Origin of the sequence: Streptomyces sp. 4N509B (assembly GCF_052245655.1) — a bacterium.
Lineage (GTDB): Bacteria > Actinomycetota > Actinomycetes > Streptomycetales > Streptomycetaceae > Streptomyces.
The window spans coordinates 177,498-199,385 of the sequence record NZ_JBQQBZ010000004.1 but is presented as its reverse complement, the minus strand read 5'-3'; the positions used below and the strand labels follow the sequence as shown (position 1 = coordinate 199,385).

Below are 21,888 nucleotides of genomic sequence, written 5' to 3'. Positions count from 1 at the left end.
CGCACTGTCCATCTGTTGTCGTCTTCTGGCGGCTCTTCCTATCGTTGCTGGTATGCCCCCTCTGCGCCGTTACCTGGTCTGTGAACCCAGGTTCTTCGAGGTGCGGTACGCCATCAACCCGTGGATGCGGCCGGATGACCCCGAGCCGGTGGACACGGAGCGGGCGTGCCGCCAGTGGGAGGCGCTCGTGCGCGCCTACCGCGATCACGGTCACACCGTGGAGACCGTCGACCCGGTCCCCGGTCTGCCGGACATGGTCTTCGCCGCCAACGCGGCCCTGGTCCTGGACGGGAAGGTCTTCGGCTCCCGCTTCCGCGCCCCCCAGCGCCGCCCCGAGTCCGACGCCTACCAGACGTGGTTCAAGGCGGCCGGCTTCGACGTCCACCTGCCGCAGGACCCCACCACCGTCGTCGAGGGCGAGGGCGACCTCGTGCCGGTCGGCGGGATGGTGCTGGCCGGCTCCGGCTTCCGCACCACGCCGGACGCCCACCACGAGGTCCAGGAGTTCTTCGGCGTGCCGGTCGTCAGCCTGCGGCTGACCGATCCGTACCTCTACCACCTCGACACGGCGCTCTTCGCCCTGGACGAGGAGAACGTCGCCTACTACCCGGGGGCGTTCTCCCCCGGCAGCCGCGAGGTGCTGCGGCGGCTGTTCCCCGACGCGATCCTCGCCACCCGCGAGGACGCCCTGTCCTTCGGCCTGAACGCGGTGTCCGACGGCCGCCACGTCTTCGTCGACCCCGGCGCCACCGGGCTGGTCGACCAGCTGTCCCGCCGGGGCTTCGTCCCGGTCCCCGTGGAGACCTCCGAGCTGCGGAAGTCCGGCGGGGGCATCAAGTGCTGCACCCTGGAGATCCGGTCATGAGCGCACCCACCTCCCCCCGCCCGGCGCGGAGCGCCGAGGAGCTGATCGCCGTCGAGGAGTCCGTCCTCGCGCACAACTACCACCCGCTGCCGGTGGTCATCGCCCACGCCGAGGGTGTGTGGCTCACCGACGTGTCGGGGCGGCGGTACCTCGACATGCTCGCCGGGTACTCCGCGCTGAACTTCGGCCACCGCCATCCCGCGCTGATCGAGGCCGCCCACCGCCAGCTGGACCGGCTCACCCTCACCTCCCGCGCCTTCCGCAACGACCGCCTCGCCGGCTTCGCGGAGGATCTCGCCGCGCTCACCGGCCAGGAGATGACGCTGCCGATGAACACCGGCGCGGAGGCCGTGGAGAGCGCGATCAAGGTCGCCCGGAAGTGGGCCTACGAGGTCAGGGGCGTGGCGCCGGACCAGGCGACGATCGTGGCGGCCGAGGGGAACTTCCACGGCCGCACCACCACCATCGTCGGCTTCTCCTCCGATCCGGTGGCCCGGGAGGGCTTCGGCCCGTACGCGCCCGGTTTCCGTCTCGTCCCCTACAACGACCTGCCGGCGCTGGCCGCCGCCGTGGACGAGACCACGGCCGCCGTGCTGATCGAGCCCATCCAGGGCGAGGCGGGCGTCGTCATCCCCGACGACGGGTACCTCGCGGGCGTCCGCGAGCTGACCCGGCGGCGCGGCGCGCTGCTCGTCGCCGACGAGATCCAGTCGGGCCTCGGCCGCACCGGCACCACGCTCGCGGTGGACCACGAGGGGGTCCGGCCCGACATGGTGCTGCTCGGCAAGGCCCTGGGCGGCGGCATCGTGCCGGTCTCCGCCGTGGTCGCGAGCCGCGAGGTGCTCGGAGTGCTGCGGCCGGGCGAGCACGGCTCGACCTTCGGCGGCAACCCGTTGGCCGCCGCCGTCGGCTCCGCGGTGGTGGAGCTGCTGCGCACCGGCGAGTACCAGCGGCGCGCCGCCCGGCTGGGCAAGGTGCTGCGGGACGGGCTCGCCTCGCTCGTCGGCCGGGGCGTCACCGGCTTCCGCAGCCGTGGCCTGTGGGCCGGGGTGGACGTCGACCCGACGATCGGCACGGGGCGGGAGATCAGCGAGCGGCTGATCGCCGAGGGGCTCCTGGTGAAGGACACGCACGGCTCCACGATCCGCCTGGCCCCGCCGCTGACCATCACCCGGGAGGAGCTGGAGTCGGCCCTGGCCACGCTGGAGCGCGTGCTCGCCTGAGACGACTCGACGGCTCGACGGCTCGCGCGGCGAGCCCGACGGCACCGACGGCCTGCCGCGTGAAGTACGCCTGGTGGGAGGTGACGACGACGTTGTGGAACGTCGTCAGGCGGGCGAGCGTGTCGTCGGTCATGACCTCCTGCGACCGGTCGAAGGAGAACAGCCCGGCCTCCTCCTCGTAGACGTCGAGGCCGACGCCGGCGAGGCGCCCCGCGCGCAGCGTCGCGACCAGCGCGTCGGTGTCCACGAGCCCGCCGCGGCTGGTGTTGACCAGGATCGCGTCGTCCCTCATGAGGGCGAGTGCCGCGCCGTCGACCACGTGGTGGGTGGCGGGCAGCAGGGGGGCGTGCAGGCTGACCAGGTCGGACTCGGCGAAGAGGCGGTCGGCGTCGACGTAGGTCATGCCGAGGTCCCGGCAGGCGGGGTTCTCCTGGACGTCGCAGCCGAGCAGGCGCATGCCGAAGCCGTGGGCGATGTGGGCGAACGCGGCGCCGATCTTGCCCGTGCCGAAAATCCCGGCGACGCAGCCGTGCAGGTCACGGCCGAGGAGCCCGTCGAGGCGGAAGTCGAACTCGCGGCTGCGGTTCGCCGCCCGCACCACGCCACGGTTCACGGCCAGCGCCAGGGCCCAGGCGAACTCGGCCACCGAGTGCGGGGAGTAGTGGGAGACGCGGGCGACGGTCAGGCCGGCGGCGCGGGCCGCGTCGAGGTCGATGTTGTTGTGGCCGGTGGAGCGCTGCGCGACCAGGCGGGTGCCGCCCGCCGCGAGGGCGCGCAGCACGTCGGCGTCGAGCTGGTCGTTGGCGCCGGTGAGGACGACCTCGCGGCCGGCGGCCGTCGGCAGCGTGTCGGGGGTGAGGAAGAGCTCCAGGCACCGCAGCGTGTGGCGGTCGCCGAACTCCTTCGCGAAGGCGAACTCCAGCAGCGGCCGCTCGTCGGTCAGCACTCCGTAGGCGATGATCTCCACGCGCCACGGTCCTATCACGCGCCCGCGGCCCGCCCGGGGTGACGCGCGCGGGCGGGCGGCGTCACCGGCCGAACGGAGCCGGTGCGCGGAGCGGGTGGGGGGCCGACCTGGGGGCGGCGCGGGTGCGGGGAGCGGGTGCGGGCGCGTCGGGCGGCCGGCGGCGTCAGGTCGCGGAGACGACGCCGAAGCCGAGCAGCCCGAGGATGACGACGCCGAGCACGACGCGGTAGCGGATGAAGACCGAGTAGTTGTGCTTGGCGACGAACTTCAGCAGCCAGGCCACGGCCACGTACGCCACGACGAAGCTGACCAGCGTCGCGACGATGGTGGCCGGCCAGCCGACGCCGTTCGTTATGGCGTCGAACTCGGTGACCAGCTGGAGCGCGCCGGCCGCGCCGAGGGCCGGCACGGACAGCAGGAACGACAGGCGGGTGACGGTGACCCGGTCCAGCCCGCGCATGAGGCCGGCGGTCATGGTGGCGCCGGAGCGGGAGACGCCGGGGATCAGCGCCAGGCACTGCACGGTGCCGATGATCAGCGTGTCCCGCCAGGTGAGGTCCTTCTCGCCGCGGTGTTGCTTGCCGGTGCGGTCGGCGAACCACATCGCGCCGCTCCAGACGATCAGCGCGCCGCCGACGAACCACAGGCTGCGCAGCGTGGTCTCGATGCTGTCCTTGAACAGCAGGCCGACGATGCCGATCGGCACGCAGCCGATGATGACGGCCCAGGCCAGGCGGTAGTCGGCGTTCTTGCGCTCCTCGGCGCGGAAGACGCCGCGCACCCAGGCGGTGATCAGCCTGCGGAAGTCGGAGCGGAGGTAGATGACGGTCGCCAGGACGGCGCCGACCTGGATGATCGCCGTGAACGCCGTGATGTCGGGGTCGTCGGTGGAGTACCCGAGCAGCCGTTCCAGAACGGTGAGGTGGCCGGTGCTGGAGACCGGGAGGAACTCGGTGAATCCCTCCACGGCGCCGAGGAGGACTGCTTCGAGGATGTTCACCCCTGAGAGCGTAGCGAACACGCGGAGGGGTTCCGTCCATGGTATTGACCCCCCGGGCCACCTGCGGTTTATCTCTTCGTTACAAACGGGTCACTTGACGGGGCGCGGCGTCCGGATGAACCTGTGTCTCGTTTCACACGCAACTTGAACGATTCAATTACCCCCGCCTCCCCTCGACCGGACGTCGCCGGGCACGTACCAGGGCCACCCCGCGCCCGCCCCGCCCGGAGGCCGATCGCCAGCGGCGGCCCCCCTGGCCGCCCCGTGCCCCGACTCCTGTCCGCCCCGGCCGACCTCCTCCCCGCCGACCTCTGCGGTCCCTGCCATCCCTGCTGCCTCTGCCATCCCTGCTGCCTCTGCCGCCCCTTCTGACCCTGCCGCCCCTGCTGCTCCCCCTGCCTCTGCTGCCCCCTCCCCGCCTGTCCACCCGGCCGCCGGCACAGCTCCGGCGGCCCTCCGCGGCGCGCTCGCCGCGCACGACGCGGGCCCTCCCGGGTCCCTTCCCATCGCCAACTCGGATCGGCCAACGCTGTCCACGTTCCAGAGAGGTTCGATGTGATGAGGTTCGACACCCCTCGTACGACGACGCGCCGCCCCCGGGCGCTCGCCGCGCTCGGCGCGGCCTCCCTCGCGCTGCTACTGCCCGCGTGCAGCGCGGGCGACCTCGGATCGAGCGGGGACGACGACAAGCTGACGCTCACGTTCCTGGTCCCGAACGGCCCGGACAGCCTCCCTGTCGGTGAACGGCTGGCGCGGGACTTCAACGCGGCGAACCCGGACGTCCAGGTGAACGTCGAGGCGCGCCCCGGAGGCGCCGAGGGCGACAACGTGGTCAAGACGCGCCTGGCCACGGGCGAGATGGCCGACGTCTTCCAGTACAACACCGGGTCCCTCTTCCAGGCGATCGACCCGGAGCGGAACCTCGTGCCGATGACCGACCAGGACTGGGTCGACGGCCTCGACGACCTGTTCACCCCCACGGTCTCCGTCGGTGAGGAGGTGTACGGCGCGCCCTTCGGCTCCAACATGGGCGGCGGCGTGCTCTACAACCGTGACGTCTACGCCGACCTCGGGCTCGAGGTGCCGAGGACGTGGGACCAGTTCATGGCGAACAACGAGGCCATCAGGGAGGCCGGGATCGCCCCGGTCATCCAGACCTACCAGGAGACGTGGACCTCCCAGCTCTTCGTGCTGGCCGACTTCCACAACGTGGCCGCCGCCGAGCCCGACTTCGCCGAGCGCTACACCGCCAACGAGGCGAAGTACGCCACCTCGACGGCGGCGCTCCAGGGCTTCCAGCACCTCCAGGACGTCCACGACGCCGGCTATCTGAACGAGGGCTTCGGCTCGGCCACCTACGAGGACGGGCTGCGCCTGCTCGGCGAGGGCGAGGGCGCCCACTACCCGATGCTGACCAACGCGATCACCCCGACGATCGAGGCCGTTCCCGAGGCCGAGGAGACCGTGGGCTTCTTCGCGCTCCCCGGCGACGACGCCGCCACGAACGGGCTGACGGCGTGGACCCCGGGCGGTGTGTACATCCCGACCACCACCGAGGGCGAAAAGCTGGAGGCGGCGCAGCGCTTCCTCGCCTTCATCGCGAGCCCGGCCGGCTGCGAGTCCATCGGCGCGGTGCAGACGCCCTCCGGGCCGTATCCGGTCGAGAGCTGCGAGCTGCCCGCCGACGCGCCGCAGGCGGTCAGGGACACCCAGGCGTACTTCGACGACGGCGCCGTCACCCCCGCGCTGGAGTTCCTCTCCCCCGTCAAGGGCCCGGCGCTGGAGCAGATCACCGTCGAGGTGGGCTCCGGCATCCGCTCCGCCCTCTCCGGCGCGGAGCTCTACGACGAGGACGTGGAGAAGCAGGCCCAGCAGCTCGACCTCGAAGGCTGGTAGGCCGGCCATGGCGGCGACGACACCGACCACCCCCCGGGTGGGGAAGGAACCCGGCACGCCCGGCACGTCCGGCACGCGCCCGCCGTGGGCGCGCCGCCGGCGGGGCGGCGAGGGGGCGGGCGCCCGCGCCCGACGGCGCAGCTCCTACCCGTACTGGTTCTACCTGCCGGCCGCGGCGGTCTACACGACGCTGTTCGTGGTGCCGACCTTCGCGTCGTTCTACTTCAGCTTCACCCGCTGGACGCTCTTCGACCACGAGTTCATCGGCCTGGACAACTTCCGCCAGTTCTTCAGCGAGCCGGCCCTGGTCAAGGGCCTGACGAACACCCTGGTCTACGCCGTCGTCACCTGCGGCCTGAAGGTGGTCTTCGGCCTGCTGCTCGCGGTGCTGCTGACCGCACCGATCGTGGGGCGCGGCTTCCTGCGCTCCGTCGTCTTCTTCCCCGTGCTGGTCAGCACGATCGGCGTCGGGATCACCTTCACGGTGCTGATGCACCCCAGCGAGGGGATGATCAACGAAGGGCTCGGCCTCGTCGGCGTCGACGGGCCGGCCTGGCTGACCGACCCGGACTTCGCGCTGCTGTCGGTGGCGCTGGTGGACGTCTGGAAGGGCGTCGGCCTGGCCACGGTCATCTTCATCGCCGGCGTGGTCTCCATCCCGCGCGAGTACTACGAGGCGGCGGAGGTCGACGGCGCGGGGCCCGTCGCCCGCTTCTGGCACATCACGCTGCCGCTGGTGCGGCCGGCCACCGTCACGGTGCTGATCCTGTCGCTGATCGGCGGGCTGCGGACGTTCGACCTCATCTGGGCGATGACCGGCGGCGGGCCCGGCTTCACCTCCGACGTGGTCGCCTCCGTCATCTACAAGCAGTACCAGGCCGGCTTCTACGGCCTGTCCACGGCGGGCAACGTCGTCCTCTTCCTCCTCGTGTCGGTGATCGTCGTCCCGCTCTTCTGGTTCCTCAACCGGAAGGAGGCCGAGCGGTGAGGACCCGACGCCCCAACTACTGGATCAGCGGGATCACCGCGCTCGTCTTCGCCGTGGTCTTCCTGGTGCCGTTCGCGTTCATCGTGCTGACCGCGTTCAAGGGGCAGCAGGAGGCCGCGCTGCTGGAGTTCTCCATGCCGAGCGACTGGCGGATCGTGGAGAACTTCCGGGCCGTCGTCGAGGCCCGCGACTACATCCTGATCATCGCGTTCATCAACAGCGCGGTGCTGACCGTCGGCAGCGTCACCCTCATGGTCGTCCTCGCCGCGATGGCGGCGTTCGTGCTCCAGCGCCGCCGTAGCAGGCTGACGGGGCCCGTCAGCTTCCTGGTCCTGGCCGGGCTGATCGTGCCGCCGGCCGTGGTCCCCACGATCTGGGTGCTCCAGAACATCGGACTGTTCAAGACCCTCTTCGGGCTGATCCTCGTCGAGGTCGCCTTCCACATGTCCTTCTGCGTGCTGCTGTTCCGGGCGTTCATCGCGTCCGTGCCACGCGAGCTCGACGAGTCGGCGGTGATCGACGGCGCGGGGCCGGTGCGGCTGTTCTTCCGGGTGATCTTCCCGCTGCTGCGGCCCGTCACGGTGACGGTGATCGTCGTGCAGTCGGTCGGCGTCTTCAACGACTTCGTCAACCCGCTGTACTTCCTGCCGGGCGAGACGAACGCGACGGTGCAGCTGACGCTGTTCAACTTCCAGAGCCAGTACGAGACCCACTACAACCTCCTGTTCATGGACATCCTGCTCATCACGATCCCGCCGCTGGTGATGTTCCTGTTCTTCAACCGGCAGATCGTCGCCGGCATGACCTCGGGCGCCCTCAAGGGCTGACTCGCCGACTCCGTTCCAGCGCACCCCCGCGCCGCAACGCTCCACACGTTCGCTCACGCCGACCCCACGAGACCGGGAGACCGCATCCATGACCACCGCCTCCGTCAGCCCTGTCCGCTTCGAGCACCGCGACACGGCTCTCGGTATCGGCACCGCCACGCCCCGCCTGTCGTGGCAGGTCACGACCGATGACCCCGCCTGGACCCAGTCCGCCTACGAACTGCGCCTGACCGACCCCGACGGCACCGACGGCGAGGACGCCGTCCGGGCCACCGTCGGCGTGGAGGGCGCGGAACAGGTGCTGGTCCCCTGGCCGTTCCCGCCGCTGGCCTCCCGCGCCCGCGCCGCCGTCCAGGTGCGGGTCGCCGACGGAGACGGGGCCTGGTCGGAGTGGAGCGAGCCGGCCACCGTCGAGGCCGGGCTGCTTCAGCCCTCGGACTGGACGGCCCGCTTCGTCAGCCCCAGCCGCCTGGGCCGCGTCGGCGACCCGGCCCCCGTCCTGCTACGGACGGTGACCCTCGGGCCCGACATCGTCTCGGCCCGCCTGCACGCCACCGCGCACGGCGTCTACGTCGCCACCCTGAACGGCACCCGCGTCGGCGACGAGATCCTCGCCCCCGGCTGGACCTCCTACGACCACCGCCTGCGGTACCAGACCCACGACGTCACCGCGCTGCTGCGGGAGGGCGAGAACACGCTGGAGGTGCTGCTGGGCAACGGCTGGTACCGCGGCCGGCTCGGCTGGCGCGGCGCCCGCGCCCTCTACGGCGACCGGCTCGCGCTCCTGGCCCAGCTGGAGGTCACCCACGCCGACGGCTCGACCGAGCGGATCGTCACCGACGAGCGGTGGACCGCGCACGCCAGCAACGTCCTGGCCGACGACCTGTACGACGGCCAGCGCACCGACCTGCGCGTTCCCGCCGCCGCCCCCGCCGGTGGCGAGGGCGCGGCGGACGGCGTCGAGGTCGTCGAGGGCGACCTCGGCCGCCTCGTCGCGCCGGAGGGACCCCCGGTCCGCGTCACCGACGTGCTGCCGTCCGTGCGGGTGTGGTCCTCGCCCTCGGGGAAGGTGCTCGTCGACTTCGGCCAGAACGTCGTCGGCTGGGTCAGGATCCACGCCCGGGACGTGCCGCGCGGCGCCGAGGTCACCGTCCGCCACGCCGAGGTCCTGGAGCACGAGGAGCTGGGCGTCCGCCCGCTGCGCAGCGCCGAGGCCACCGACACCTACCTCCTGCCGGAGGAGGGCGGCGACGTCCTGCTGGAGCCGAGCCTGACCTTCCACGGCTTCCGCTACGCCGAGGTCACCGGCCTCGGTTCCGCGTTCTTCCGCGCCGAGGCCGTCGTCGTCGGCACGGACCTGCGCCGCACCGGCTGGTTCACCTGCTCCGACGCCGACGTCAACCAGCTGCACGCCAACGTCGTCTGGGGCATGCGCGGCAACTTCCTCGACGTGCCCACCGACTGCCCGCAGCGCGACGAGCGCCTCGGCTGGACCGGTGACATCCAGGTCTTCGCGCCCACGGCGAGCTTCCTGTTCGACTCGGCCGGCTTCCTGTCCACCTGGCTCGCCGACCTCGCCGCCGACCAGCTGCCCGACGGGTCCGTCCCGTACGTCATCCCCGACGCGCTGCGCGACGCCGCCCCGACCGCGGCCGCCTGGGGCGACGCCGCCACGATCGTGCCGTGGGTGCTGTACCAGCGCTACGGCGACCCGGCGATCCTGGAACGGCAGTACGCCTCGATGTGCGCCTGGGTCGACCGGATCGCCTCCCTCACCACCGACGGGGTGCGGGCGGGGGGCTTCCAGTTCGGCGACTGGCTCGACCCGGCCGCGCCGCCGGACAACCCCTTCGCCGCCCGCGCGGACGCCGACGTCGTCGCGACCGCCCACCTGGCCCGTTCCGCCGAGATCGTCGCCGAGGCCGCCCGCGTCATCGGCCGTGACGGCACCTCGTACGCGGAGCTGGCCGCGCGCACGCGGGAGGCGTTCGCCCGGCACTACGTGACCGCCGCCGGGCGGGTCCTGTCCGACGCGCCGACGGCCTACGCTCTCGCGATCGAGTGGGCGCTGCTGCCCACGGCCGCGCAGCGCGAGAACGCCGGGCGGCGCCTGGCCGACCTGGTGCGTGAGGAGGGCTTCCGCATCGCCACCGGCTTCGTCGGCACCCCCCTGATCACCGACGCGCTCACCACCGCCGGCCGCCCCGACCTGGCCTACCGCCTGCTGCTGGAGCGCGGCTGCCCGTCCTGGCTCTACCCCGTCACGATGGGCGCGACCACGATCTGGGAGCGCTGGGACTCCATGCTGCCGGACGGCAGCATCAACCCCGGCCAGATGACCTCGTTCAACCACTACGCCCTCGGCGCGGTCGCCGACTGGCTCCACCGCACGGTCGCCGGGCTCGCCCCCGCCGCCCCGGGGTACCGGCACATCACCGTCCGGCCGGTGCCCTACTCCGAGCTGACGCACGCCTCGGCGCGTCACCTCACGCCGTACGGCGAGGCGAGCGTCGGCTGGCGACGGGAGGCGGGCCGCCTGGTGGTCGAGGCCACCATCCCCGTCGGAGCCAGGGCGACCGTCCACCTCCCGGGGGCCGGACCCGACGACGAGCCGTTCGAGGTGGGCCACGGCCGGCACACGTGGTCCCTGCCCGCGCCGCAGGCGACGCGGAACGGCCGGGCCGCCGTCACCACGGTGCGCGAGCTGATCGACTCCCCGCACCTGTGGCGCGAGGCCGTCGCCCTCCTCGTCGACCACGGGCTCGGCGCCGACGCCACCGACATCGCGGCCAAGGCCGCCCGCTACCTCCACGCCCCGGCCCGCGAGCTGCCGCTGTGGCTGGCCCGTCGCACGCACAACCCGGCCGGTGAGGAGGCCAGCCGCGCCCTGGTGGCGCTGCTGGGCCGCGCGATCTAAAGGCCCCTCCCGCCGCGGTCCACCCACGGCCCGTCGTCGCGTCAGCCGCCCGGTCGGCCGACGCGGCGGCGGGCCGTGTCGGTGCGGGGCGACTGAGCCAGCCGAATGAGACCCCCTGGATCGTCACACGAGACGCGGACATTAACTCACGAGAGGGACATTCCGCACGTTAGGTTGATTTCGGCTCTCAGGACAGGCCCCACCCGGCCCGGCGGACGGCCAGCGCGGCCGGGACTGCCGGAACAGCCAGACGGCCGGGACTGGCGGGGCCGCCGGAGACGAGCCGCGACCCCAGGGAAAGGATGAACGCCCATGTCGTCAGACGTCGCCGAGCAGACGGCCGTCGCCCCGAACGGACACGTGCAGGACCCGGGCCAGGTCACCGTGGACATGGCCGGCGGTGGCAAGGACCTCGGCATGCCCACCTCCTCGATCCGCAACCACTCCTACGTGGTCCGCGGCATGGGCTACGTGCCGGAGTCCGCCCTGAACACCGGCCGGTTCGGCCGGATGTTCCGCAAGCTCTCCCCGTACATCCCCGACGAGGGGCGCATCGACAAGGTCGCGAGGACGATGAGCGAGACGGGGACCGATCCGGAGCAGGCGGGGGAGATCCCGGCCGGCTACACCTACCTCGGTCAGTTCATCGACCACGACATCACCTTCGACCCGGCCTCCAGCCTGGAGCGGCAGAACGACCCCGACGCCCTCACGAACTTCCGCACCCCCCGCTTCGACCTGGACTGCCTCTACGGCCGGGGCCCCGCCGACCAGCCCTACATGTACGTCAGGACCGACAAGGACCCGGCGCCGCGCTTCGCGATCGGCGAGGTGGCCGGCAGCCCGACGAACGAGCGCGACCTCCCCCGCTCCCGCGGCATCGCGCTGATCGGCGACCCCAGGAACGACGAGAACGTCATCGTCAGCCAGCTCCAGCTGACCATGATGCTCTTCCACAACAAGGTGTGCGACTGGCTGAGCGACGACATGGGCGCGATGTTCATGGAGCACCGTCGCGGCAACGAGGACGTCTTCGACTGCGCCCAGCGGCTGGTGCGCTGGCACTACCAGTGGATCGTCATGCACGACTTCCTGCCGCAGATCCTCCAGACGGAGACCCTCGGCGACGTCATGCGACGCGGCCCGCTCACCGCCGGCGGCGAGGACGCCACCCAGATGAACCTGAGCTTCTTCCGCTGGCGCCACCAGGTCTACATGCCCGTCGAGTTCGCCGTGGCCGCCTACCGCTTCGGACACTCGATGATCCGCCGGGGCTACGCCCTGAACGCCGCCGTGAGCCGCCAGATCTTCGTCGACCGCTCGGCGCTGACGGACCCGCTGGCGCACCTCGGCGGCTTCCGGCCGCTGCCGCCGGGGTGGCAGATCGAGTGGAACCGCTACTTCCCGATGAGGAGCAGCGGCGACAAGCTCCAGATGAGCCGCAGGATCGACCGGCACCTGGTCCTCCCGCTGGAGAACATGCCGCCCGAGCAGGCCGAGGGCATCAGGAACCTCGCCGTGCGCAACCTCACCCGTGGCGCGCGGCTCGGGCTGCCCTCCGGGCAGGACGTCGCCCGTGCCGTGGGGGTCACCGCCCTCACCGACGCGGAGCTCGACCTGCCCGACAACGGACAGGCCCCGCTGTGGTACTACGTGTTGCAGGAGGCGCAGGTGCGCTCCGGCGGGCTGCGCCTGGGGCCGGTCGGCTCCCGCATCATCGCCGAGGTCTTCTGCGGCATGCTGATGGCCGACCCCTCCTCGTACCTGTCGAACTCGCCCACCTGGATGCCCGTCCTCCCGACGTTGGAGGGTCGGGTCGGCGGCTTCACCATGAGCGACCTGATCGCGTTCACCGGCTTCGGCGTGCCCACGTCGTAGCCGCCGCCGGGAGCGGGACGAGACGGACACGACGCGACGGACACGACGGACGGGATCGACGAGGCGGGGAGGGCGGCCGGTCGGCTCGCCCTCCCCGCCTCGTGTCCGCGCGGCGCGTCACCCCACGGCGGGCTCGGCGGCCGCCTCCGTGGCGGTGGTGAGGGACGGGAAGAGGCCGGGGTTCGCGGCGCGGTACTCCAGCACGTCGACGACCGCGGCCGAGCCCTGGCCCACGGCGGAGCCGACGCGCGGCGGGTACCCCTTCCGCACGTCACCGACGGCGTGCACGCCCGCCACGCTGGTCCGCGTCGGCGCCGCCGGCTGGACCTCCTTCGGGAGGTGGTGGCCCGTCAGGACGAAGCCCTTGCCGTCCGAGCGGATCCGCTCCGCCGCCGTCCTCCCGAGCCACGCCGTGTCGGGGGTGCCGCCCAGCAGGCAGTACAGCCAGCGGGTGTCCAGGTAGTGGAGGTCGAAGGTGGCCGTGCCCCGCACGCGGACGCGGTGCAGTTCGCCGTGGCCGTCGGCGAAGCACTCGTCGACGACGTAGCCCTCCCAGACGTCGATGTTCGGCGTCCGCCTGACGGCGTCCTCAAGGTAGCCGGACATCTTCAGCGTGCTGCGCACCAGCATCGTGACCCGGGAGGCGAAGCCGGCGAGCTGGAGCGCGGCCTCGCCCGCCGAGTTGCCGCCGCCGACCACCACGACCGGCTGGCCCTTCAGCAGCTCGAGGTCCACCTCCAGGGTGCTGTAGTACAGCCCCCTGCCGAGGACCGCCTTCGCGCCCGTGGCGTCGAGCTCGACCGGCTTCAGGCCGCTGGCGATCACGACGGCGCCCGCCTCGTAGACGTCGGCGCCGACCGTGACCCGGTGGCGCTGCGTGCCCGTGCCGAGGGTGAGCGGGCCCGCGACGTGGCCCGGCAGCCAGCCGACGCCGTACTTCCTCGCCTGCGCCAGGGCGCGCCGGGAGAGCTCCCAGCCGGAGATCCCGTCGGGGAAACCGAGGTAGTTGGCGACCTCGTGGGAGGTGGCGACCTGACCGCCCGGCGCGCCGTTCTCCACGATCAGCGCCCTGAGCCCCTCGGTGCCCGCGTAGATGCCCGTGGCCAGGCCGGCGGGCCCGCCGCCGACGACGATCACGTCGAACACGGTGCCGACCGGCTTGTCGACGAGTCGACAGGCGACCGCCAGCTGCGCGAGCGTCGGCTCGACGAGGGTCTCGACCTGTCCGCCCTCGACGTCGAAGACCACGACCTGGACGGGTTCGCTCGCCGGCTGCTCGGTCCAGCCGAAGACGACGCCGCATCCGGACAGGAAGGCGCGGATCTCGAAGGCCCGCTGGGTCCTGTAGTGCGCTCCGACGACCACCAGCGTCAGCGCTCCGCGCTCCTGGGGGGTGGCGCCGCGCCACCAGTCGGCCAGGAGCGTGTCGATCAGGCGGACGTCGAGGTCCTGCGGGCGGTCGACGGGGAACGGCAGCCGGCCGACGCCGTCCCCGCCCCGCTCTCCCGGGCCGCTGGCGGCCCCGTTCACGGCCGGCGACGGCGTGAGCCACAGGCGACCCGCGCCCTGAGGCAGCCGGGAGGCGTCGAGGGCCTCGGCCACGATCCGCTCCTCGCTCTCGGCCACGGCGGCGACCAGCACGGGCAGCACGCCCTCCGCCCCGAGCGCCGAGGCGATCCGCAGGGAGTCCCCGGCGTCGGCCGCCGTGACGACGGCGAACTGCTCGCCGTACCACCGCTCGATGCCGGATCTCAGCGCCTCCCGACGGACGGGGTCGGCGTCGGCCAGGACGATCGCGTGACGAGCCGTGAGGGGCGAAGACATGGGGGCACCTTTCGAGAGGGATGAACACCGTGTAAGGGATCTATCACCCTCTCGGGGATCCTTCGCTGTCTTCGATGGCGTGCCGGGCATCCCACACCGGCGACCGTGAACCGGTGGAGAATGGCCGCCATGGCGCGCACCTCCACGAGGCATCCGCTCTTCGCCCGCTACTACGCCCGGCTCGTCGGCCCGACGCTGGAGCGGGCGGGCGTCGCCGCCCACCGGCGTCGGCTGGTGGCCGGGCTCGCCGGGACGGTCGTGGAGATCGGCGCGGGCGACGGGTTGAACCTCCCGCACTACCCCTCCGGCGTGACGCGGCTCGTGGCCGTCGAGCCGGAGCCGCACCTGCGCGCCCTCGCCGCGGCACGCGCCCGCTCCTCCCCCGTCGCGGCCCACGTCCTCGCCGCCCGCGCCGAGCGGCTCCCCTTTCCCGACGCGTCGTTCGACGCGGCCGTCGCGTGCCTGACGCTCTGCTCGATCGCCGACCCGGGGGCGGCCCTCGCGGAGCTTCACCGCGTGGTGCGGCCCGGCGGCGACCTCCGCTTCTTCGAGCACGTGCGGGCCGAGACGCCCGGCCTGCGCCGCGTCCAGCGGGTGCTCGACGCCACGCTCTGGCCGCGTCTGATGGGCGGCTGCCACACCGGCCGCGACACGGTCGGGGCCGTCGCGGCCGCCGGCTTCACCATCACCGCGCTGGACCGCTTCACCTTCCCGCCCAGCCGCCTCCCCTCCCCCGCCGCCGCCCACGTGCTGGGCGTGGCGGAGCGGAGCGCGGACACGCCCTGAAGGCCCCCGCCCAGCCGTGTCGTCGTCGGTGGCCGGCCCGCGGGGCCGACGCGCTCCTCCACCTCGGCGGGGGTGGCCCCGTTCTTCACCACGCGGCGGCCCGGCGCCGCCGGACGCCGTCCCCTGACCCGCCGGGGACGAGGGGAGCGCCCTCAGGCCGCCAGGAGACCGTCGATGCCGGCCTTGATCTGGTCCGTCGTCAGCCCCTCGGTGTCCCTGAGGTGCTCGAACAGGCTCGGCACGAACGGCGCGAGCAGGAGGTGGGCCAGGACGTCCGGGTCGCCCTCGGGCCGCACCTCGGGCACGAGCATCGCGACGTGGGTGTGGAGCGTGTGGTAGACGCCGGTGCCGTAGCGGGCCCGGGGCGAGGCGGCCTCCACCGCGCCCATCAGCCGGCGCTGCTCCTCCACCCGGTCGGCGAGGGCGTGGAGGAAGGCGCGCAGCCGGTCGGCGGCCGGGGCGCCGGGGCCGAGGGGCGGCGGTCCGGTCAGGAACGCCTGCTGGAAGCGCCGCTCGCTGTCGTCGAGCAGGGCGAACAGGAGCCGGGCGACATCCCCGAAGCGGCGGTAGACCGTGCCGACGCCCATGCCGGCGGCGTGCGCGACGGCGTTCATGGTGACGGCCTCGGGGCCCCGCTCCGCCACGAGCCGCGCCGCCGCGTCGAGGATCCGGCGGCGGTTGCGGGCGGCATCCGCCCGCTCCGGCGGCGGCTGGCCGACGACGGGAAGCTCGGAGGGCATGGTTCGAGACTAGCGGATAGTTATCCGCTTGGGGCTTGCCAGCGGATAGCTATCCGGTTTAATCTTCAACAACGCTGGGGCGGGGACGCTCCGCCTCGGCGGTTCCGTCCTGTGACCACTGCTGGGAGAGGCCCCATCATCATGAGCGCGAAGGTCGCCGTCATCTACTACTCCTCCACCGGAAACGTCCACCGGCTCGCCACGGCCGTGGCCGAGGGCGCCGAGAAGGCGGGCGCGGAGGTGCGGCTGCGCCGGGTCGCCGAGCTCGCCCCGGACGAGGCCATCGACGCCAACCCGGCCTGGCGCGAGCACGTGGAGGCGACGAGGAACGTGGAGGTCGCCACGCTCGACGACCTGTCCTGGGCCGACGCCTACGCCCTCGGGTCGCCGACCCGCTTCGGGAACGTGACCTCGCAGCTGAAGCAGTTCATCGACACCGCCGGCGGCCTGTGGCAGCAGGGCGTCATGGCGGGCAAGCCCGCCACCGGCTTCGCCAGCGCCTTCAACGCCCACGGCGGCAACGAGTCCACGATCCTCGCCCTCTACAACACCTTCCACCACTGGGGCTCGATCATCGTCCCGCCCGGCTACGCCGACCCGGTCGTCTACCCGGCGGGCGGCAACCCGTACGGCACCGCCCACCACGGCTCGGACGCCCCGTCCGAGGAGACCCTCGCCGCCGCCCGCTACCAGGGCGAGCGCCTGGCCAGCATCGCCTCCCGCCTGCTGGCCACCGCCGGCTGACGCCCACGCGTCACGTCACTCCGGGCCGACGTCCTCGGGCGAGCGCCGCGCCAGCGCCGCGAGCACGCCGAGGGCGTCGGCCAACGCGTCGACCGGCGGGGCGGACAGGGCGAGCCGCACGGCGTTCGGCGCGTGCCCCCGGCCCACGGTGAAGGCCGCGGCCGGGGTCACCGCGATGTCGAGGCGGGCGGCGGCGGCCACGAACGTCTCGGCCCGCCACGGCTCGGGCAGCGTCCACCAGCAGTGGTACGCGTGCGGGTCGGCGCGGACGTCCAGGCCCGCCAGCCGCTGGGCCGCCAGCCGCTGGCGGCTCACGGCGTCGACGCGCTTGGCCTCCTGTATCGCGGCGGCCGTGCCGTCGGTGATCCACTCCGTGGCGGCGTCGAGCGCGAAGCGTGGCGCCGTCCACGCCCCCGAGCGGAGCGCCGCCGCGAGGCCGCCGACGAGCGGCTCGGGCGCCACGGCGAAGCCGAGCGTCAGGCCGGGGCTGAGCCGCTTGGACAGGCTGTCCACCACGACGACGCGCTCGGGGGCGAGCGCGGCCAACGGCGGCAGGTCCTCGCGGAGGAAGCCGTAGATCGCGTCCTCGATCGCGGTCAGCTCGTGACGGCGCAGCACCTCGACGAGCGCGGCGCGCCGGGCGGCGGACATCGTGGCGCCCAGGGGGTTGTGCAGCGCCGGCTGGAGATAGACCGCGTGGAGCCGCGGCCACGCGCCGGCGGCGGCGCGTGGGCCGGCCGCCGGACCGGCGACCGCCGGGTCGGCCGGCCCCGTGTCCCCCGAGGCGGCACCTCCGACACCACCGCCGGAGGCACCACCACCGGAGGCGGCGCTCGCCAGGGCCTCGGGGACCAGGCCGTCGTCGTCCGTCGCGAGCGGCACGAGCTCCACGCCCAGGCGGGCCGCGATCCCCTTCACCACGGGATACGTCAGGGCCTCGACCCCGAGCCGACCGCCCGTGGGCACCAGGGCGGCGATGGCGCCCGCGATCGCCTGCCGGCCGCTGCCGGCGAACAGCACCCGCTCCGGACCCGGCCGCCAGCCCGCGCGAGCCAGCAGCGCCGCGGCGGCCTCCCGCGCCGCGGGCGTGCCGACGGCGCCGACCGGGCGCAGCGCCTCGCCCATGCCGCCACCGCGCAGCAGCCGGGCGAGCCCCTGCGCGAGCCGCTCCGGCTCGTCGGGCAGCGCCGGGAAGTTCAGCTCCAGGTCGACGCGGGCCGTGCCCGGCTCCGCGAGCGCGGGGCTCGGGCGCGGGCTCCCCGTCCTGATGAAGGTGCCCCGGCCGACCTCCCCGACGGCGAGACCGCGGCGGACCAGCTCGCCGTAGACCCGGGACGCCGTGGAGGCGGCGATGCCGCGCTGCCGGGCGAACTGCCGCTGCGGCGGCAGCCGCTCCCCCGGCATCAGCCGGCCGGCGATGATCTCGGCCGCCAGGTGGTCGGCGATCGAGCGGTAGTCGTCCATCGTGCTGCTCGTCCTCCCGTGTCCCGCCCACGCTCCGCGCCGGGGCTGCCGCGTGTGGAGCCGCCCCGCCCGCGCCGTGCCGCCGGCGCCGTCCCGTTCCCGTCCGAGCATACCCCCGACCACAGCACATTGCACCGAGGGCAAAGAGATACTTGCTCCGAGATTTTGCACCACTTAGCATGACGGCATGAGAGTCGCACTGGAGTACGGCGACCGGGGCCGCGGCGAGACGGTCGTGCTCGTCCACGGCCACCCGTTCGACCGTTCGATGTGGCGCCCCCAGGCCGAGTGGCTCGCGGCGCGGGGCTGGCGCGTGATCACCCCGGACCTGCGCGGGTACGGCCGCAGCCCCGTCGTCCCCGGCGTCACGCTGCTGGAGGACTTCGCGCGGGACGTCGTCGGCCTGCTCGACGGCCTCGGCGTGGAGCGGTTCGTGCTCGGCGGCCTGTCGATGGGCGGTCAGATCGTGATGGAGTGCCACCGCCTCTTCGCCCAGCGGATCACGGGCCTGCTGCTCGCCGACACCTCGGCCGTCGCCGAGACGGCGGCGGGCAGACGCGCCCGCGCGTCCATGGCCGAACGGCTGCTGCGCGAGGGCATGGACGGGTACGCGCACGAGGTGCTGGAGCGCATGGTCTCCCGCCACACCCTCGCCACGCGGCCCCAGGTGGCGCGGCACGTGACGGCCATGATGCGGCGCACCCCGCGCGAGGGCGCCGCCGCCGCCCTGCGGGGACGCGCCCTGCGCCCGGACTACGTGGCGATGCTTCCCTCCGTCGCGGTGCCGACCCTCGTCGTGGTGGGGAGCGAGGACTCCTTCACGCCGGTCGCCGAGGCCCGTCTGCTGAGCGACGCGATCCCCGACTCCCGCCTGGAGATCATCGAGCGCGCGGGCCACCTGCCGAACCTCGAGGACCCTGCCACGTTCAACGCCGTGTTCAGCCGCTTCCTCGACACCTTGCGCGCACCGTAGGGTGAGGCACCCGAAGGCACCGTGAAACACCGTGGAAACATGATGATCACCACAAGTAGTGACAACGACCCCGACCACGCACGGCAGCGCCTCACCTCGTTCGGCCACGAGCTGATCGAGATCCACGACGCGCTCCGCGCCGAGATCGCCCAGCTCCACGCGGACGTCAACAGCTACCTCGACGCCGACAGCAGGGGCCGGCCCGAGCGGCCACGCGGGCTGAAGGCCCACTGCCTGGCCTTCTGTTCCGCCCTCACCCTCCACCACACCGGCGAGGACGGGGGCGCGTTCCCCGTGCTGGGCAGGGAGTTCCCCGAACTCGGCCCCGTCATCGACAAGCTGAGGGAGGACCACGAGCTGATACGCGTCGTCCAGCACGGCTTGGAGCAGCTCCTGGACGGCATCACGGACGAGCCCGACGAGGTCGAGGCGCGCCGGGTGCGCGCCGAGCTCGACGGCATCTCCTCGATCCTGGAGTCCCACTTCCGGTACGAGGAGCGCACGATCGTCACCGCGCTCAACAAGCTGCCCGCCGACGCCGGGACGACGGAGGGCCTGCTCGGCATCACCACCCCCCTGACGACCTGAGAGCCCGGCCGGGCGGGAGCGGGGCCGGGACGGACCTGGCCGGCCCGTCCCGCGGGGGGAGGGGCCGGCCAGGGTGGCCACCGTGGCGGGTGGCCGGGGGCGGGCGACGCCGTCTGGGGTGGCCCTACGGGTTCACGGGGCTGCCGCCGAAGGTGACGACGAGGCGGCCGTCGGAGGCGAAGGACCAGCCGAGCGCCCCGTCGTAGGAGGAGCACCGGGACCCGTTGGAGCCGGAGTAGAACTGGTTGGAGCCGTCGACGTTTCCGATCGTCCGGTCGTTGGACCCGCTGTCGCACGAGGTGTTGTTGCGGAAGACCGAGGAGCCGCCGTCGAAGTTGAAGTTGCGCTCGGCGTTGGCGATGCCGACGTTGTTCGACACGGTCATGGAGCCGGTGTTCCGGTTGTAGGTGAACCCGTGCTTGCCGTTGTCGTAGGCGATGTTGTGCCGGATCACGTGGTTGACCGGGATGTCCTCGCCACCGAGCTTGTAGCCGTTGCGGTCGCCGTTGCCGGCCTGGCCGCCGTTGCTGAGGGTGCCGTTCTCGTAGGCCAGGGAGTACTCGACGGTCACCGCGCCGATCGCGCCGGTGTCGCTCTTGGTGTAGAGGTCCCAGCCGTCGTCGATGTTGTTGTGGGCGACGGCGTACCGGAAGACGTTGCCCGGTCCCGAGGTGAGCTTGGCGGCGAAGCCGTCGGCGTCCTCGCCGTCGGAGTCGGCGTTGTCGTGGGACTCCACGCTCAGCATGAGGTTGTTGGCCGGCCACTGGTCACGCGGGGTGGTGGAGGCCATCCGCGAGAGCTGGAGCCCGCTGTCGTGGTTGTAGCGCGTGACGGTGCGCTCGATGACGTTGTTGCTGCCGCCGACGAAGATGCCGTTGTCGCCCGCGTGCTCGACGACGATGCCGCGGATGTGCCAGTACTGGCCGTTGACGGCGAGCCCGCGGTTGGTGGTCTCCTCGGCCATGGCGGAGAAGTTCAGCACCGGCGTCTGCCCGGGGAGGGCGGTGAGTTCGGTGCGGTCACCGGAGGTGCCGTTGTTCCCCGGGGGGATGGTGACCGTCTCGGAGAAGCGGTAGGTCCCGCCGCGCAGGTAGATCGTCCCGCCCGGTTCGATGCGGTCGATCGCGGAGGTCAGCGTCGTCGGGTCCGACTCGGTGCCGGCGGCGCCGTCGCTGCCGCCGGGCGCGACGTACAGCGTGTCGCCGCCGGTCGGCGGCGGCGGGTCGTCGCCTTCGGTGGTGACCTCGACGTAGTCGATGTTGGCCAGGCCGCCGGAGCCGGTCGCGGTGAGCTCGACGGTGTTGCCGCCGGCGTTCAGCGGGGCCGTGAAGGTCCTGGTCACCCAGGTCGTCCACGCGCCCGTTCCCTCGAAGGTGGTCGACTGCACGGTGGCGCCGTTGACGGCGAGGGAGGTGCCGCGCGCGGTCGTGGTCCCGTTGGCGTACCGGACGGCGATCGTGGCCTGGCCGGCCGAGGCGGCGCTGACGGTGAACGTCGCGGACGCGCCCGCGGCGTTCTCGGTGTTGCAGAACCCGGAGCCGGAGAATCCCGCGTGCTCGGACTCGATCGCCCCCTCGCAGGTGGCCGAGGAGCCCTCCGCCTCGTACCTGACGGTGCCGGCGTGCGCGCTGCCCTCCAGCGCGACCAGCGTGGCCGCCGCCGCGAGCAGGCCGGTCAGGCCGACGGCAGCGGCTCTCGATCTCCTTCTTCGTCCAGGCATGGTGTCCTTCCCTCCACGTACAGATGTGGTTGATGGCATGCAGATGACACGAAGCAGCAGCAGTCGCAGCAGTGACGGTGAACGCGGTGACGGTGACGCGGTGGCGGGGGTGGTGGGCGTGAGGCCGGGAGTGAACGGCACGGTCAGCGTGAGGTGGGTCCGGCGCGGGTGAGGATGACGTCTCACCCGCGCCGTGCGGCTCGGGTAGGGACAGGTTAGGTCGTTCCGCGTGGACGATGAGGGCCACCGTGTGCACTATCGCGCGCTGCCCGAGGTTCTCCGGGCCCGTCGTCCGCTCCTCGCCGCCCCGGCGGGCGCCAGCCTTCGGTCCTCGACGGCTCCCGCGCCTGCTTCGGCCGAGGCCGGGGCGTCACCCGCGACGCGACCCCGCGTCTGGCTGACGGGACGTCACGAGGTCGCGGGCGAGGGGAAGGTGGAGCGGCGTGGGCACCACGTCGACACTCCCGGGCACGCGGTGCTTCCTCGGA

General features: G+C 72.9%; 17 protein-coding genes. 11 read left to right on the top strand and 6 right to left on the bottom strand.

Features of this window, described 5'->3' with window-relative positions; genetic code table 11:
- Positions 1 to 52: 52 nt before the first annotated feature.
- A complete protein-coding gene (gene ddaH / locus ACTWP5_RS06900) occupies positions 53 to 865 on the top strand; it encodes a dimethylargininase (RefSeq protein ID WP_443219848.1) in 813 nt (270 codons plus the stop codon).
- Positions 862 to 2,088, top strand: coding sequence for an ornithine--oxo-acid transaminase (gene rocD, locus ACTWP5_RS06895; RefSeq protein WP_443219847.1), 1,227 nt, complete (start codon positions 862 to 864; stop codon positions 2,086 to 2,088). The genes ddaH and rocD overlap by 4 nt, the downstream gene beginning before the upstream one ends.
- Here rocD and ACTWP5_RS06890 read toward each other — a convergent pair.
- Both ACTWP5_RS06890 and ACTWP5_RS06885 read right to left on the bottom strand, forming a co-directional pair.
- Positions 2,033 to 3,055 carry a 2-hydroxyacid dehydrogenase gene (locus tag ACTWP5_RS06890; protein WP_443219846.1) on the bottom strand — a complete coding sequence of 341 codons (1,023 nt, stop codon included), beginning with the start codon at positions 3,053 to 3,055 and terminating at the stop codon, positions 2,033 to 2,035. The genes rocD and ACTWP5_RS06890 overlap by 56 nt on opposite strands.
- Before the next feature lie 163 nt (positions 3,056 to 3,218).
- Entirely contained in the window at positions 3,219 to 4,055 is an 837-nt protein-coding gene (locus ACTWP5_RS06885; protein WP_443219845.1) for an undecaprenyl-diphosphate phosphatase, read from the bottom strand.
- A gap of 558 nt (positions 4,056 to 4,613) precedes the next feature.
- On the opposite strand from ACTWP5_RS06885, the gene ACTWP5_RS06880 reads away from it, so the two are divergent.
- The 5 genes from ACTWP5_RS06880 to ACTWP5_RS06860 all read left to right on the top strand — a co-directional run bounded on the left by ACTWP5_RS06880 (position 4,614) and on the right by ACTWP5_RS06860 (position 12,561).
- Entirely contained in the window at positions 4,614 to 5,951 is a 1,338-nt protein-coding gene (locus tag ACTWP5_RS06880) for an ABC transporter substrate-binding protein (RefSeq protein WP_443219844.1), read from the top strand.
- Between the two features lie 7 nt (positions 5,952 to 5,958).
- On the top strand, positions 5,959 to 6,939 hold the full coding sequence (locus ACTWP5_RS06875; RefSeq protein WP_443219843.1) for a carbohydrate ABC transporter permease: 981 nt from the start codon (positions 5,959 to 5,961) through the stop codon (positions 6,937 to 6,939).
- On the top strand, positions 6,936 to 7,766 hold the full coding sequence (locus tag ACTWP5_RS06870) for a carbohydrate ABC transporter permease (RefSeq protein WP_443219842.1): 831 nt from the start codon (positions 6,936 to 6,938) through the stop codon (positions 7,764 to 7,766). Before ACTWP5_RS06875 ends, ACTWP5_RS06870 begins: the two co-directional genes overlap by 4 nt.
- A gap of 88 nt (positions 7,767 to 7,854) precedes the next feature.
- The gene (locus ACTWP5_RS06865; protein ID WP_443219841.1) at positions 7,855 to 10,683 is read left to right on the top strand and encodes a family 78 glycoside hydrolase catalytic domain; all 2,829 of its coding nucleotides are present in this window, start codon (positions 7,855 to 7,857) and stop codon (positions 10,681 to 10,683) included.
- A 312-nt stretch (positions 10,684 to 10,995) separates the two neighbouring features.
- On the top strand, positions 10,996 to 12,561 hold the full coding sequence (locus ACTWP5_RS06860; RefSeq protein ID WP_443219840.1) for a peroxidase family protein: 1,566 nt from the start codon (positions 10,996 to 10,998) through the stop codon (positions 12,559 to 12,561).
- Positions 12,562 to 12,678: 117 nt separating this feature from the next.
- On the opposite strand, the gene ACTWP5_RS06855 is transcribed toward ACTWP5_RS06860, so the two are convergent.
- Complete coding sequence (locus ACTWP5_RS06855; protein WP_443219839.1) at positions 12,679 to 14,385, bottom strand: NAD(P)/FAD-dependent oxidoreductase; 1,707 nt, start codon at positions 14,383 to 14,385, stop codon at positions 12,679 to 12,681.
- 129 nt (positions 14,386 to 14,514) lie between these two features.
- On the opposite strand from ACTWP5_RS06855, the gene ACTWP5_RS06850 reads away from it, so the two are divergent.
- Positions 14,515 to 15,171: a class I SAM-dependent methyltransferase gene (locus tag ACTWP5_RS06850; protein WP_443219838.1), complete on the top strand. Its 657-nt coding sequence runs from the start codon at positions 14,515 to 14,517 to the stop codon at positions 15,169 to 15,171.
- Positions 15,172 to 15,323: 152 nt separating this feature from the next.
- Here ACTWP5_RS06850 and ACTWP5_RS06845 read toward each other — a convergent pair whose 3' ends face one another.
- The gene (locus ACTWP5_RS06845) at positions 15,324 to 15,911 is read right to left on the bottom strand and encodes a TetR/AcrR family transcriptional regulator (RefSeq protein ID WP_443219837.1); all 588 of its coding nucleotides are present in this window, start codon (positions 15,909 to 15,911) and stop codon (positions 15,324 to 15,326) included.
- Between the two features lie 141 nt (positions 15,912 to 16,052).
- Here ACTWP5_RS06845 and wrbA point away from each other — a divergent pair, with 141 nt between their 5' ends.
- Complete coding sequence (wrbA, locus tag ACTWP5_RS06840; RefSeq protein ID WP_443219836.1) at positions 16,053 to 16,655, top strand: NAD(P)H:quinone oxidoreductase; 603 nt, start codon at positions 16,053 to 16,055, stop codon at positions 16,653 to 16,655.
- A 15-nt stretch (positions 16,656 to 16,670) separates the two neighbouring features.
- On the opposite strand, the gene ACTWP5_RS06835 is transcribed toward wrbA, so the two are convergent.
- Complete coding sequence (locus ACTWP5_RS06835) at positions 16,671 to 18,119, bottom strand: aminotransferase-like domain-containing protein (RefSeq protein WP_443219835.1); 1,449 nt, start codon at positions 18,117 to 18,119, stop codon at positions 16,671 to 16,673.
- Between the two features lie 187 nt (positions 18,120 to 18,306).
- On the opposite strand from ACTWP5_RS06835, the gene ACTWP5_RS06830 reads away from it, so the two are divergent.
- Complete coding sequence (locus ACTWP5_RS06830) at positions 18,307 to 19,092, top strand: alpha/beta fold hydrolase (RefSeq protein ID WP_443219834.1); 786 nt, start codon at positions 18,307 to 18,309, stop codon at positions 19,090 to 19,092.
- Positions 19,093 to 19,131: 39 nt separating this feature from the next.
- Entirely contained in the window at positions 19,132 to 19,680 is a 549-nt protein-coding gene (locus ACTWP5_RS06825; RefSeq protein WP_443219833.1) for a hemerythrin domain-containing protein, read from the top strand.
- A 124-nt stretch (positions 19,681 to 19,804) separates the two neighbouring features.
- Here ACTWP5_RS06825 and ACTWP5_RS06820 read toward each other — a convergent pair whose 3' ends face one another.
- Complete coding sequence (locus ACTWP5_RS06820; protein WP_443219832.1) at positions 19,805 to 21,400, bottom strand: carbohydrate-binding protein; 1,596 nt, start codon at positions 21,398 to 21,400, stop codon at positions 19,805 to 19,807.
- Positions 21,401 to 21,888 lie beyond the last annotated feature (488 nt).

What these genes read in the sequence shown, in the direction of transcription:
- ACTWP5_RS06830 (WP_443219834.1), top strand. Translation starts at nt 18,307, where the DNA reads ATGAGAGTCGCACTGGAGTACGGCGACCGGGGCCGCGGCGAGACGGTC.
- wrbA (WP_443219836.1), top strand. Translation starts at nt 16,053, where the DNA reads ATGAGCGCGAAGGTCGCCGTCATCTACTACTCCTCCACCGGAAACGTC.
- ACTWP5_RS06850 (WP_443219838.1), top strand. Translation starts at nt 14,515, where the DNA reads ATGGCGCGCACCTCCACGAGGCATCCGCTCTTCGCCCGCTACTACGCC.
- ACTWP5_RS06875 (WP_443219843.1), top strand. Translation starts at nt 5,959, where the DNA reads ATGGCGGCGACGACACCGACCACCCCCCGGGTGGGGAAGGAACCCGGC.
- ACTWP5_RS06835 (WP_443219835.1), bottom strand. Translation starts at nt 18,119, where the DNA reads ATGGACGACTACCGCTCGATCGCCGACCACCTGGCGGCCGAGATCATC.
- ACTWP5_RS06865 (WP_443219841.1), top strand. Translation starts at nt 7,855, where the DNA reads ATGACCACCGCCTCCGTCAGCCCTGTCCGCTTCGAGCACCGCGACACG.
- ACTWP5_RS06820 (WP_443219832.1), bottom strand. Translation starts at nt 21,400, where the DNA reads ATGCCTGGACGAAGAAGGAGATCGAGAGCCGCTGCCGTCGGCCTGACC.
- rocD (WP_443219847.1), top strand. Translation starts at nt 862, where the DNA reads ATGAGCGCACCCACCTCCCCCCGCCCGGCGCGGAGCGCCGAGGAGCTG.
- ACTWP5_RS06845 (WP_443219837.1), bottom strand. Translation starts at nt 15,911, where the DNA reads ATGCCCTCCGAGCTTCCCGTCGTCGGCCAGCCGCCGCCGGAGCGGGCG.
- ACTWP5_RS06860 (WP_443219840.1), top strand. Translation starts at nt 10,996, where the DNA reads ATGTCGTCAGACGTCGCCGAGCAGACGGCCGTCGCCCCGAACGGACAC.
- ddaH (WP_443219848.1), top strand. Translation starts at nt 53, where the DNA reads ATGCCCCCTCTGCGCCGTTACCTGGTCTGTGAACCCAGGTTCTTCGAG.
- ACTWP5_RS06825 (WP_443219833.1), top strand. Translation starts at nt 19,132, where the DNA reads ATGATGATCACCACAAGTAGTGACAACGACCCCGACCACGCACGGCAG.
- ACTWP5_RS06855 (WP_443219839.1), bottom strand. Translation starts at nt 14,385, where the DNA reads ATGTCTTCGCCCCTCACGGCTCGTCACGCGATCGTCCTGGCCGACGCC.
- ACTWP5_RS06880 (WP_443219844.1), top strand. Translation starts at nt 4,614, where the DNA reads ATGAGGTTCGACACCCCTCGTACGACGACGCGCCGCCCCCGGGCGCTC.